The sequence below is a fragment of the Streptomyces bambusae genome (assembly GCF_019400985.1).
Classification (GTDB): domain Bacteria; phylum Actinomycetota; class Actinomycetes; order Streptomycetales; family Streptomycetaceae; genus Streptomyces; species Streptomyces bambusae_A.
Map to the genome: position 1 here is coordinate 22083 of NZ_WTFF01000033.1, position 11875 is coordinate 33957.

Genomic DNA, 11875 nt, shown 5'->3' on the forward strand with positions numbered 1-11875 from the left:
CGATCCGGGTGAAGGACCCCGACGAGTTCGGCGGGAAGCTCGTCCCGGAAGCCGTCGGCTCGAAGGGAGCCGGCATGCTGGCGGGCAGCGCCCGAGGCGCCGCCACGGCCGCCCGCCTTGCCGACGACCTGGCACACACGCCCAAGACGCCGAACGCCCCGAGAGGCCCGAAGGACCCGGACGCGCCGTCGGCCGCCGACGAGCTGCGCCACGACCCGCACGACAGGTCCCGTGAATCCGACTGCAAGACCTGCCGGGAAGACCCCGTCGACGTCGCCACGGGCCGGATGACGCTCCCCCAGACCGACCTGGTCCTCCCCGGCTCCCTGCCGCTGGTGTTCAGCCGGACGTTCGAGTCGTCGTACCGTCTTGGCCGATGGTTCGGACCCACCTGGGCCTGCACCGTCGACCAGCGGCTGGAGTTCGACGACGAGGGCGTGGTCCTCGTCAGCGAGGACGGCAGCCTGCTCGGCTATCCCCACCCCTCGCCCGACGCCCCCGTACTGCCACGCCTGGGCCGCAGCTGGCCGCTGGAGCAGCAGGACGACGGCGGCTACACGGTCACCGATCCCGACACCGGCCAGGTCCGGCACTTCACCGAGGACGGCCTGCTCACCCAGCTCGACGACCGCAACGGCGCCTGGATCGCCTTCACGTACGACGCAGCAGGCGCCCCTGCCGCCATCTCCCACAGCGGCGGTTACGAGGTCCGCCTTACGACGTCCGAAGGCCGAATAACCGGCCTCGCCCTGACCGACGGCACCCAGGTGCTGCGCTACGGCTACACCGACGGCCACCTCACCGAGGTCACCAACTCCTCCGGCCGCCCGCTCCGTTTCGGCTACGACGAGCTGGGCCGGATCACCTCCTGGACCGACACCAACGACCGCCACTTCGACTACGTCTACGACGACCGGCACCGCTGCATCGCCCAGTCCGGCACCAACGGCCACCTCAACGTCCGCTTCACCTACGAGCCGGGCCGCACCACCCTCACCGACTCCCTCGGCCACACCACGCAGTTCCTGGTCAACGACCGCGCCCAGATCACCGCGGAGATCGATCCCACCGGCGCGACGACCCGCTTCGAGCACGACCGCCGCAACCGGCTCCTGGTGCGCACCGACCCGCTGGGCCACACCATCCGCTTCACGTACGACGAGGCGGGCCGGCTGACCGGCGTGACCCGCCCGGACGGCCGCGTATCGCGGGCGGAGTACAACGCACTCGGCCTGCCGGTGAAGCTGATCGCCCCGGACGGCAGGGCGACCCGCCAGACCTACGACGACCACGGCAACCTCACCTCGGTCACCGACCCGTCCGGCGCCACGACCCACTTCGGGTACGACACCCGCGGCCACCTCGCCTCAGTGACGGACGCCCTGGGCAACACCACCACGGTCCGCTGCGACCCGGCAGGCCAGGTCGCCTCGGCGACCGACCCCCTGGGCGGGACAACGACGTACGCCCGCGACGCCTTCGGCCGCCCGATCGCCATCACGGACCCCCTGGGCCACACCACGCACGTCACCTGGAGCGTCGAAGGCCGCCTCCTGCACCGCGTGAACGCCGACGACACCGAGGAGTCCTGGACCTACGACGGCGAGGGCAACTGCCTGACCCACACGGACGCGATCGGCGGAGTCACACACTTCGAGTACGGCGACTTCGACCTCCTCACCGCCCGCACCGGGCCCGACGGAGCGCGCTACACGTTCACGCACGACATGGAACTCCGCCTGACGGGGGTCACCAACCCACAAGGACTCACCTGGAACTATGCCTACGACGAGGCGGGCCGACTGGCGTCGGAGACGGACTTCGACGACCGAACCCTCACATACGGGTACGACGCTTCCGGGCGCCTGACCTCACGCACCAACGCCGCCGGCCAGACCACGGCGTACGAGCACAACACACTCGGACAGGTAGTCCGCAAGGACGCGGCAGGCCTGGTCACCACCTACGAGTACGACATCTTCGACGCCCTCGCGACGGCATCCTCGCAGGAGGCCACGGTCACCTGGTTCCGTGACGCCACGGGCAGACTCCTCTCGGAGACGGTGAACGGCCGCACCCTCACCTACGGCTACGACACCCTGGGGCGCCGCACCAGCCGCACGACGCCCCGCGGCGCCGAGTCCCACTGGACGTACGACGCGGCAGGGCGGCACGGCGCCCTCACCACCGAGGGCCGCACCCTGACCTTCGAACGCGACGCTGCGGGGCAGGAGCTGACCCGTACGCTGAACCCGTCGCTCACCCTGACCCACGAGTACGACGTGATGGGCCGCCGCGCCGCCCAGTCGGTCGTCGGGCAGGACGGCCGCACCCTCCAGCGGCGGGGCTACAGCTACCGAGCCGACGGCTGTCTGACCGGCATCGACGACTCCCTCGCCGGCCCGCGCACCTTCACCCTGGACGCCGCGGCCCGCGTCACTGCCGTTGAGGCCTCCTCCTGGTCGGAGCGCTACGCCTACGACGACGCCGGAAACCAGACCGCCGCCTCTTGGCCGACACGGCACCTCGGCGCGGAGGCCCAGGGCGACCGCGCCTACACCGGCACGTGCATCACCCGCGCGGGAACGATCCGCTACGAACACGACACACTGGGCCGCGTCACGCTCCGCCAGAAGACCCGTCTCTCACGCAAGCCCGACACGTGGCGCTACGAGTGGAACACCGAAGACCAGCTGGTCGGGGTGACCACCCCGGACGGCACCCGCTGGCGCTACCGATACGACCCCCTGGGCCGCCGGACAGCCAAGCAGCGCCTGTCGCAGACCGGCACGGTCGTCGAGGAGACCCTCTTCACCTGGGACGGCACAACCCTCTGCGAGCAAACCAGCGGCGCGGTCACCCTCACCTGGACCCATCAGGGCCTCCACCCCGTCACTCAGACGGAGCACATGGCCCAGGACGAGGTTGACGATCGCTTCTTCACGATCGTCACGGACCTGGTGGGCACCCCCACCCATCTCCTCGCCGAAGACGGCACCACGGCGTGGCACACCCGCACCACGCTCTGGGGCACCACAACCTGGAACCGCGACGCAACGGCCTACACCCCACTCCGATTCCCGGGCCAGTACTACGACCCCGAATCAGGCCTCCACCACAACTACTTCCGCACCTACGACCCCGAAACCGCCCGCTACCTCACCCCCGACCCCCTCGGCCTCACCCCAGCACCCAACCCGACCACTTACATCCACAACCCCCACACCTGGTCCGATCCCCTGGGCCTGGCCCCCGAGGGCTGCCCCCAAATCGCCGAAGGAAAGCTCGACTATCTCTTCAACAAGGACATCAAGGCCGATGATCACAACTCGCCAAGAGCCAAGCAGAACGCAGAGCAGCTGAAGAGCATCGGGTTTCACGACACGCCATCCTCGCGCGACTATGTTCGCCAGCATCTCGAAGGCGCCACAAGAAATGGCTTCGAGGACATCTACACGGATCAGTGGGGCACCTTCGGCAAGACCCGCTCCGTCCTCGCAGGCCCCTGGGGCATGCGAGAGGCCGAGGCAATGTGGCAATTGATGCCGGATGGCACAGTGCGTCTCACCACGGTGATATTCAAGGGTGGAAAATGGTGGACCAATATAGCAGAATAGGAGTAGCGACGTTACAGCTCGCACCGAAATAGTCAAGTTGGAGGTTCCGTGACTTTCGCTACACCAGAGCCGCAGCAGTTTCCCGAGGTGTTCGGTGTTGCCCCGATCGCCGTGGGTGACTATCAGCGCAAACTAGATTTTTCCGAAGTGGTCGATGGGGAACTCGAATTTTCCTACGATGTTGTAGGTCGGTCCATCGCCGTATCCTGGCATCCGACTGCAGGAGGCGGCCATTTCAGCACCTTTCGTGAGGGGGCGACGCTCCTTCGCATCGTGGACAGCCCCGAGTCGTCCAAGCTGGTCATGGAATTCAGCACCCAGGACACAGTAGGGAACCTTGAGGTTCAAATCTTTCCCCATGTGTCCATTTCGGAACGCACCCTGATCTGCTGAGGTTCTGTAAGAAATCGGCGTGAGAGTGGGGGAGTGGGTCACGTTGGCCAGGCTGGATGGTCACGGCCGGTGTGTTGAGGGGGGCGGGTCAGTTCGCGCGGTTTGCTGCCCAGCCGCTTCCAGCTCTTCTGACCGTTCTTCGAGCTCACCCCGTTTGTCCGCGACCTCTTACTCAAGGAGGGTGATGCGGCGACTTGGTCTGGCGTGGTTCGAGTCCCGCTGGGGTTGAAGTAATGAACGTGATTATCAGCAGCCTGATCGGGCAAAGCCGTCGCGTCGTCTTTTCGGGACCTCTGGGTGAGGCTTGGGGGACGTGGCGAGGTGATGAGCCTCCGCAACTTGGCCCGGCGAATGTGGAATTGGATATTCCGGATGTGATCGAGAAGTGGACGGCGGTGGACGTTGCCGAGTCGCTGGAAGGGTCGCTCGGTGCGCCCCTGGCAGTATGTGGAACTGTGGAATCCATTAGCGATGATGGAGTCGCTGCAATCCGCGTGGCATCCGACATCGTGCTAGTAGAGCTTGGCCCGCCCACCCCCTCGCCACACCAAAGGATCACGTTCCGCGTCCCCCGGATCGATCTCTATCCCTATTCGCTTTGAGGGGGCTTTTGAGGCAGAAGGAATACCCTCGATTCGCCAGCGGTGATCGCTGCTCACTGAGGTGATCGGTCACCCTGGAAGCCTTTACTATCGATAGATCCACAACCTGAACAGTCGACATTGCAGCCCTGGCGCGGGCAAACAACACTCACATCCCGTGGCCCGCAGCATTCACACCCCCTTACTGAGGCAGGAAACGCCGTGACGGTAAAGCCCGACCAGCTACTCGACCTGATTCGGCGGCTCACGGATCCATCCGCCGAGCGCCGCACCCGAGCAGCGGACGAGGCAACGGACTGGGCAGAGCACCTGGGGCCAGCTGAGGGGAAACTCGTCACGGGAGTACTCGCCACCGCCGCTGCGTGTGAGCATGACCCGGCCTGCTTGGAGGCGCAACTGAACGCAATCATCCAACTGGGAAGATTCGCAGACAGCGAGACAGTTGGCGTTCTGTGCACCATTAAGACATCCGAGATCCCTGAAACTCTTTCCGAGCATCTCGACGCCGTCCTGAATGATTGAATAAAGTACAGGAGAAGATCACATGGATCCGATGGAAGGCGCGGAGATCAGGGAATGGACTGCGGCGGTCGGGGGTGGGGTCGGCTATCTTGATTTCCTTGCGCAGCGAGTGGGGATGGCCGAGTGGGTAGCGATGTCGCGTGTCTTCCTCCCTTCCTTTATGGAGGTCGACGGGTGTGTCCTGTGGGATCGTGCCTATGACCCGACAACTTCCGGCAGTGGACGTCGCAGCTATGAGGGGACGCGACTGCCATCGAAGGCGTGCTGAACCAGTTCAGGCTGTGGCAGTACATCGAATTCGACTCCGCCTCAACCGCCCTGGCGCTGGCCGAGGACATCGCGGCCTGCTGGCGGCTGGCGCTCGCGCGGGCGTTTCCTGGGCGTGCCTTCGATGTGGCGGTCGCCGACACAGTTGACGGCCCCGTCGTGGGGTTCGTCGCCGTGCGCGGCGCCGGGTCCTGAGGGCCGCAGTGGGGACCTGGGAAGCTGTGCTCGGCTCGGACGGTGCTTTCGCCCCGTCCTGGCTGCGGGACAAAACGGTGGTCCCGGTGCCTGCGGGCGTACAGCTCGACGCAGCACTCGCCCAACGGATCACGGCCGGATGCCGCGCGGTCGGGGCACCGTACGTCCTTGCCACATACCTCGCCGGCACGACGTCCACTTTGTCCACCCACGTGGAGGGAATGGACATCCATCCGCCATTCATGCTGTGCACGCCGGACCTGCAAGGAGCCGTTTTCTTTCCCGAATCGGGCTACGCATTGATCGCGGGAACGGCCGCATTCATGGCGGCGGCGACGTCGACCCGGCGAGTGCGGCGGCGCGACAAGTGGCGCTGCTGGACGCGTTCGCCGACGGGTCCTGCGGCGCACCGGACTTCGCACACGGCTGGTGGGAAGCCCGTCGTGCTTCCCAGGCGAACGGCGAACGGGTCCAGGGGGCACTCGGCGATCTCTTCGACCAGGTGTTCATGATCCTTGAGGACTACGAGGTCGATCCCGCATTCGCCGAACCCGGGGATCTCGACGATGCCGGACTCAAGGCCGCCGTGCGCGCGGCCTGGGAAGCGTTCCGGGCGTCCGAAGACCGGCACCGTGCCGACGCCCGGCGTGGGCGGGGTCCTTCGTCAGCGGGCTGAGGTGAGGAATGTGGTCCAGGTGGTCGGGGACACTGTGAGGACCGGGCCGTCGGTGTTCTTCGAGTCGCGGATGTGGATGGCCGTGGGGTGCGCGGCGACCTCGACGCAGTCGCCGCCGGAGTCCCCGCTGTAGCTCGACTTCCGCCAGTCGTAGGCGACTTCGACGCAGGCGCCACCCTCGCTGCCGCTGTAGCTCGACTTGAACCAGGTCAGTGCGCCGGTCATGACTCTCCTAGCAGGTCGTCCAGCAGACCCTTGCTTCTCTCTACGGAGAGGGCCTGAGAACGCAGCATCCCATACTTGAGTTGGAGAATATGGACCTCGTCGGGGTCGTCCTGGAGGTAGCTCACCCGCTGGCCTTCCAGGTAGGCGAGTGTTTCGTGCTCAGGGGTCTGGAGCAGGATCATCGGGCCGTCGAGGGCGTGGTGCGCCCCGACGGCCGTCGGCATGACCTGGAAGCCGAGATACGGAAGTTCGGCCGCTTCACGTAGGTGTCGCAACTGTCCTCGGAGCACCTCCTGGCCGCCGACGGGACGGTGAAGTACCGCTTCCTCGATGATCACGTGCATGAACGGCGGCCACGGCTTGCGATTGAGGATTGCCTGGCGGTCCAGTCGTGCCCGGAGCCGCTGTTCTGTCTCCTCGGCAGTGAGGGGCGGGTAGACGCAACCGATGACAGCCGCCGCGTAGTCCTGGGTCTGGAGCAGCCCCGGCACCACTTGCGTCTCGTACCAAAGAAGACTCAAGGCCTCCTGCTCGTGCTCGATGTAATTCCGCACGAACGCCGGATACCGCTCCCGCACCGGCACCTTCGCCAGCGAGGCCGTCAGCGACCCGCCCGTTGCCATGAGTTCGTCCAGCTGGGCCGCCAGCTTCGGCTGGAGTAGCCGGCGGCCCTGCTCGATGGACGCGATCGTCTCGGCGTCGATGTTGAGCTGCTCGGCCAGCCGCTCCTGCGTGTAGCCGGCGTTCTTGCGGAGGTGGCCCTGCAGGGCGCCGATGACTTGCCAAGTGGCATTGCGCTGCGGCCTGTTCGTTTGACGCATGGACGTGCAATGCCCCGAAACGACCCGCCCGACGCACTTTCCACCCGTACATCGCCCGTACAAATTGCGTGGTACGGGCGGCGTACGGGTCCACGGGCTCCCGCTCAGTGCACCGGGAGGAACGCCAGTCGGGCCCGCTTCGCCGGCAGGTGGACCTCCGGGAGGTCGATTTCCGGGAGGTCGATCTCCGGGCCCAGGGTGAAGCCCGTGCGTTCCAGGCGGGCGATGGCCTTGGCGTTGGAGGCGTCCGGTTCGGCCACGATGCGGTGGGTGCCGGGGAGGGTGGTGACGTAGGCGAGGAAGGTGTTCACCAGGGTGCCGCTGAAGCCGGGTTCGGGTGTCCCGTCCGCCGTCGGGCCGATCAGCAGGTGGACGCCTACGTCGCCGGGCCGGACCTCGTAGCACTCGCTGACCCGGTCCTCCGCGCAGTCGTACGTCTGGAAGAGGGCGACCGGGTGCCCGTCGCGGCGGGCGAGGAAGGCGTGGTGGGTGTCGCGGCGGTCGACGTCCTCGTAGATCTCCTGGACCAGCTCGCGGCTCGCCTCCGCCATGCCCCAGAAGCGCGCCCGTTCCTGGACGACCCAGGAGTGGATCAGCGCGGAGTCGGCGGCCGGGTCGACGGGGGTGATGGTGATGGTGCCGAAGCCGTCGACGCCGCGGGCGAAGACGGGCTGTCTGACGGAGGTGCCGGTGTCGGTCATGCGGATTCCTTTGTGAGCTTGGTCCAGTCCGTGACGACGGGGACGAGTTCGCCCCGCGCCCAGAGCGGGAGTTGGTCGAGGTGGTGGGCGGTGCCGGTGACGCCGTCGGCGCCGAGGGGGACCACCCAGAGGCTGTCCTCGCGGCGGGCGAGGTCCCAGACGTAGCGGGCGGCCGAGCCGCGGGCGGCGAGGTCGGTGACCCCGGGGACCGAGGAGGAGGCGTTGACGCAGTCGTGGTCGCCGGCCAGGCCCGGCCAGGCGGCCCCGGGGTCCGGGAGGGCCTGCCAGGGCGCGAGGCGGTGGGACGCGGACCACGGGGTGTCGTGCGGCTGGCCCGCGATGTCCTCCAGGGCTCCGCGCAGGTGGCCGGTGCGGTCGAGCCGGGGGAGGAGGGGGGTGGTCAGCAGGCCCTCCAGTGCGTAGCCGATGCGCGGCAGCAGGTGGAGCCAGGGGTGGAAGACCTCCGGGCCGGCCGGCGGGTCGGTGAGTTCCTTGAACTCCGCGTCGCCGGCGAGGCGGCGGGCGAACGCGGTGCGCAGCGCGGCGAAGGCGGCCGCGTCGGTGCTGTCGGCCTCCATGCGCCGGTCCCAGGCCAGGAGGCGGCGGCGGAGGTTCTCCGCGGCGGGGGTGAGGCCGGAGAGGGTGGCCAGGAGGGCGAGGACGGGGGCGGCGGAGGCGAGGTGGTTGTCGTTGTGGACGGCGGCCATGTCAGGGGCGGACCAGTCGGCCGAGCCGCTGAGCAGTTCGCGGATGCGGTCGGCCCGGTGCGGCGGGGCGAACTCGACGCCCAGGGGCGAGGCGATGCCGCGGGCGTTGGCCATGACGGCGAAGCCCTGCACCGGCTCGGCGGGCATGTCGGCCCAGCCCTGCCAGGCGTACGCGGGGTCCCAGGCGGGGACGGGGCGCAGCCGGTTGGTGCGGTGACGGACCGGGACGGCGCCCGCGACCCGGTGCAGCAGGCCGCCGGCGGTGTCGGCGGCGTGGACGACGTTGACGGGCTCCACCCAGGCGTCGACGGCGCGGTCGATGTCGGCGACGGTACGGGCGCGCAGGAGGGCGGGCAGGGCGGCGAACCCGAGGTCGGCGCGGACCCGGGGCGGGTAGCGCAGGCTGAGGGTCTGCTCGGGGGTGTCGACGATCACCGGGCCGCGGTCGGTCTCCAGGATCTCTACCTCTATCTCTACCTCTACCTCTGCCTCCGTCTCTGCCGCCTCCGTCTCTGCCGCCTCCGCCTCCACGTCCGTAGCGTTGGCGGCGACCGTGATGGTCTCGGTGTGCCGGTGGACGGGGTGCCATGCGCCGTCGGGGCCGAGGGCGTGGACCGTGCCGTCGGGGTCGCGGCGGAGCTGCTCGACGTAGAGGTCCTGGTAGTCGGCCATGGCGTTGGTGATGGCCCAGGCGGCGGTGCCGGTGTGGCCGAAGTGGCCGAGCCCCGGGACGCCGGGGACGGCGAGGCCGACGACGTCGTACTCGGGGCAGGCCAGGCGGATCTGCTGGTAGACGCCCGGGTCCTCGATGAAGCGGTGCGGGTCGCCGGCGATGATCGCCGCTCCGGTGGAGGTCCGGTCACCGGGTACGAGCCAGCCGTTGCTGCCGGCGGTGCCGGGGCCGTCGGTGGCGAAGAGGGTGAGGGCCTCGTCGCCGAGGGCGCGGCCGACGCGGTCGCGCCACATCTTGGTGGGGAAGCCGGCGAAGAGGATGTGGGTGGAGAGCCAGATGCCGAGCGGGAACCAGGGCTGCCAGGGGGCGGGTTCGAGTCCGGTCGCGGCGAACCGCGGGTCGCGCGCGGCGTCTTCGGCGAGGCCGGCGCCGACTCCGGCGGCGTACGCGCGGACCCAGGCGGCGGTGTCGGCGTCGAGGGCCTCGTAGCAGCGGCGGGCGGTGTCGTCGAGGCGGACCTGGCGGGCGAAGCGGTCCCAGGGGACGGCGTCCGGGCCGAGGAAGGAGGCGGTGGAGCCGAGTGCGCGGTGGCGCTCGACCTCCAGCTGCCAGGCGCGGTCGCGGGCGGTGACGTGGCCCTGGGCGTAGGCGAGGGTGAGGTGGTCGGCGGCGCGGAGGTGGGGGACGCCGTAGGCGTCGCGGTGGACTTCGAAGTCCTGGCGGTCCCCGTGGACCCGGGTGCTGCTGCTCACGGTGCTCCCCATGCGCTTAGGTTAGGCTGACCTAACTATATGCATGCGGAAGGGGAGACCGATGGCGGGCGGCAAGGGCTGGGAGGGAGTGGTCCTCAAGCTCCTGAGGGGCAAGGACTTCACCTTCACGGTGACGGGGGCGCAGGACGTGACGGAGCACTTCCGGCGCGTGCACCTGTCGGACGGCGGCCTGCTGGCGGCGGCGGGGGATTCGCTGCACCCGACGATGTGGGTGCGGCTGTGGTTCGAGAACGGGGGCAAGCCCCACCAGCGCGCGTACACCCTGGTCGATCCGGACCCGGTGGCCGGCACCTTTTCGCTGGAGTTCGCCCTGCACGACGGCGTCGCGAGCCGGTGGGCGCTGGCCGCCGCGCCGGGCGACACCATCGAGGCCACCGTCCAGGGGACGGGCTTCGAGCGGCCCTCGCCGGAGCCCGAGCTGCTGCTGGTGATCGGGGACCCGGCGTCGCTGCCGGCGATCAACTCGCTGCTGGACGCGTACCCGCAGACCCCGGCCACGGTCTGGTTCGAGACGCAGCACGCCTCGGACGAGCTGCTCCCGCTGCGCGCCGACTCCGCACGGCACGACGTACGCAGGGTCGCCCGCGCCGACGGCTCGCTGGTCGAACAGGTCAAGGCCCAGCTGCCGGAGCTGGTCGCGGACCCGGCGACGGCGTACGTCTGGCTGGCCTGCGACACGGCGACGACGCGGACGCTGACGGGCTACCTGCGCAAGGAGCTGGGGTTGCCGAAGCAGCGGGTGAACTCGCTGGGGTACTGGCGGGCGGCGTAGCCCAGGCGGATTGGCGCGGCCTGGTCACCGCCTCCCGGTTGCCGCCTCCCGCCTTCCGGCCAATGCGTCCTGTGCCGTGTCCCGTGCCGGGGGTCGCGCCCGTCGCGGCCGCCGCCCGGCGGGGCTGCGGTAGCGACGGCGGCTGTGGTTGCGGCTACGCGCCGACCGTGCCGTCGATGCCTTCGCGGAGGAGGTCGGCGTGGCCGTTGTGGCGGGCGTACTCGTGGATCAGGTGGAGGACGACCAGCCGGAGCGACACGTCGGCCTCCCAGCCGGCGGCGTAGCCCGTGACGTCCAGGGACTCCGCGTCGGCCTCGATACGGCGGGCGTGGGCGACCTCGGCCTCCCAGGCGGCGAAGGCCTCGGCGCGGGTGGAGCCGGAGGCGTCGTAGGCCGCCTGGAAGTCCGAGGTGTGGGACCACACGTGCGGGAGGTCCTCGCCGCCGATGACGCGGCGGAACCAGTGGCGTTCGACCTCGGCCATGTGCCGGACGAGGCCGAGCAGCGACAGGGTGGACGGCGGCATGGACCGCTGCCGCAGCTCGTCGTCGCTCAGGTCGCGGCACTTCATGGCGAGGGTGGCCCGGTGGTAGTCGAGGAACGCGCGCAGCGTCTCGCGCTGGCCGCCCGTCAGCGGGGGGCCGATACGGTCATCCATGACCATGATCATGCCAGGGCTGCCCGGCGGGGCGGGGTGACGGCGGCCGGGGCCGGCCGACTCTGGCGGGGCCCGCCGGGGCCCGGCCGCTGCGGTCGCGTACGGCCCCGGTCCTTCCGGGCTGCTCGTCCGCCGCGGCTGCGTCCGCCCCGGCTCCGTGCCCCGTCCGGCTCCGGCTTCCGCGGCCCCTGGCCCGGTTTTCGCGGCTGCGCCGCAGGCGTCGGGCGGGGCTGGGGGCGGCTCCTGACCGGGCGTGGGTGCGCAGCTCCCGAC

12 protein-coding genes are annotated in these 11875 nt (G+C 69.4%); 7 read left to right on the forward strand and 5 right to left on the reverse strand.

All coding sequences use genetic code 11. From position 1 onward, the window contains the following. Nucleotides 1–74: 74 nt before the first annotated feature. From GPJ59_RS07825 to GPJ59_RS07850, 6 genes are all read left to right on the forward strand, one after another. Nucleotides 75–3617, forward strand: coding sequence for a DUF6531 domain-containing protein (locus GPJ59_RS07825; protein ID WP_219665728.1), 3543 nt, complete (start codon nucleotides 75–77; stop codon nucleotides 3615–3617). A 48-nt stretch (nucleotides 3618–3665) separates the two neighbouring features. Further along, nucleotides 3666–4010: a hypothetical protein gene (locus GPJ59_RS07830; RefSeq protein WP_219665729.1), complete on the forward strand. Its 345-nt coding sequence runs from the start codon at nucleotides 3666–3668 to the stop codon at nucleotides 4008–4010. 233 nt (nucleotides 4011–4243) lie between these two features. After that, nucleotides 4244–4612 (forward strand): hypothetical protein, encoded by a 369-nt coding sequence (locus GPJ59_RS07835; protein WP_219665730.1) that lies wholly within the window; start codon nucleotides 4244–4246, stop codon nucleotides 4610–4612. Between the two features lie 201 nt (nucleotides 4613–4813). After that, complete coding sequence (locus tag GPJ59_RS07840; RefSeq protein WP_219665731.1) at nucleotides 4814–5134, forward strand: hypothetical protein; 321 nt, start codon at nucleotides 4814–4816, stop codon at nucleotides 5132–5134. A 261-nt stretch (nucleotides 5135–5395) separates the two neighbouring features. After that, nucleotides 5396–5596 (forward strand): hypothetical protein, encoded by a 201-nt coding sequence (locus tag GPJ59_RS37205; protein ID WP_258024025.1) that lies wholly within the window; start codon nucleotides 5396–5398, stop codon nucleotides 5594–5596. A 367-nt stretch (nucleotides 5597–5963) separates the two neighbouring features. Continuing rightward, a complete protein-coding gene (locus GPJ59_RS07850; protein WP_219665732.1) occupies nucleotides 5964–6272 on the forward strand; it encodes a colicin immunity domain-containing protein in 309 nt (102 codons plus the stop codon). Here the strand turns inward: GPJ59_RS07850 and GPJ59_RS07855 are convergent. The 4 genes from GPJ59_RS07855 to GPJ59_RS07870 form a co-directional block, all read right to left on the reverse strand. Further along, nucleotides 6261–6497 carry a DUF397 domain-containing protein gene (locus GPJ59_RS07855; protein ID WP_219665733.1) on the reverse strand — a complete coding sequence of 79 codons (237 nt, stop codon included), beginning with the start codon at nucleotides 6495–6497 and terminating at the stop codon, nucleotides 6261–6263. The genes GPJ59_RS07850 and GPJ59_RS07855 overlap by 12 nt on opposite strands. Next, nucleotides 6494–7318, reverse strand: coding sequence for a helix-turn-helix domain-containing protein (locus tag GPJ59_RS07860; RefSeq protein ID WP_219665734.1), 825 nt, complete (start codon nucleotides 7316–7318; stop codon nucleotides 6494–6496). The genes GPJ59_RS07855 and GPJ59_RS07860 overlap by 4 nt, the downstream gene beginning before the upstream one ends. 104 nt (nucleotides 7319–7422) lie before the next feature. Beyond that, a complete protein-coding gene (locus GPJ59_RS07865; RefSeq protein ID WP_219665735.1) occupies nucleotides 7423–8019 on the reverse strand; it encodes a GNAT family N-acetyltransferase in 597 nt (198 codons plus the stop codon). After that, nucleotides 8016–10163, reverse strand: a complete 2148-nt coding sequence (locus GPJ59_RS07870; RefSeq protein ID WP_219665736.1) for a penicillin acylase family protein — start codon at nucleotides 10161–10163, stop codon at nucleotides 8016–8018. Before GPJ59_RS07870 ends, GPJ59_RS07865 begins: the two co-directional genes overlap by 4 nt. Before the next feature lie 49 nt (nucleotides 10164–10212). Here GPJ59_RS07870 and GPJ59_RS07875 point away from each other — a divergent pair, with 49 nt between their 5' ends. After that, the gene (locus tag GPJ59_RS07875; RefSeq protein WP_219665737.1) at nucleotides 10213–10944 is read left to right on the forward strand and encodes a siderophore-interacting protein; all 732 of its coding nucleotides are present in this window, start codon (nucleotides 10213–10215) and stop codon (nucleotides 10942–10944) included. A 154-nt stretch (nucleotides 10945–11098) separates the two neighbouring features. On the opposite strand, the gene GPJ59_RS07880 is transcribed toward GPJ59_RS07875, so the two are convergent. Further along, complete coding sequence (locus tag GPJ59_RS07880; protein ID WP_219665739.1) at nucleotides 11099–11608, reverse strand: DinB family protein; 510 nt, start codon at nucleotides 11606–11608, stop codon at nucleotides 11099–11101. Nucleotides 11609–11875 lie beyond the last annotated feature (267 nt).

Excerpts from the sequence above, each read along its gene's own strand:
- GPJ59_RS07860 (WP_219665734.1), bottom strand. The coding sequence starts at position 7,318 with ATGCGTCAAACGAACAGGCCGCAGCGCAATGCCACTTGGCAAGTCATC.
- GPJ59_RS07870 (WP_219665736.1), bottom strand. The coding sequence starts at position 10,163 with ATGGGGAGCACCGTGAGCAGCAGCACCCGGGTCCACGGGGACCGCCAG.
- GPJ59_RS07855 (WP_219665733.1), bottom strand. The coding sequence starts at position 6,497 with ATGACCGGCGCACTGACCTGGTTCAAGTCGAGCTACAGCGGCAGCGAG.
- GPJ59_RS07865 (WP_219665735.1), bottom strand. The coding sequence starts at position 8,019 with ATGACCGACACCGGCACCTCCGTCAGACAGCCCGTCTTCGCCCGCGGC.
- GPJ59_RS07880 (WP_219665739.1), bottom strand. The coding sequence starts at position 11,608 with ATGGTCATGGATGACCGTATCGGCCCCCCGCTGACGGGCGGCCAGCGC.
- GPJ59_RS07825 (WP_219665728.1), top strand. The coding sequence starts at position 75 with ATGCTGGCGGGCAGCGCCCGAGGCGCCGCCACGGCCGCCCGCCTTGCC.
- GPJ59_RS07875 (WP_219665737.1), top strand. The coding sequence starts at position 10,213 with ATGGCGGGCGGCAAGGGCTGGGAGGGAGTGGTCCTCAAGCTCCTGAGG.
- GPJ59_RS07835 (WP_219665730.1), top strand. The coding sequence starts at position 4,244 with ATGAACGTGATTATCAGCAGCCTGATCGGGCAAAGCCGTCGCGTCGTC.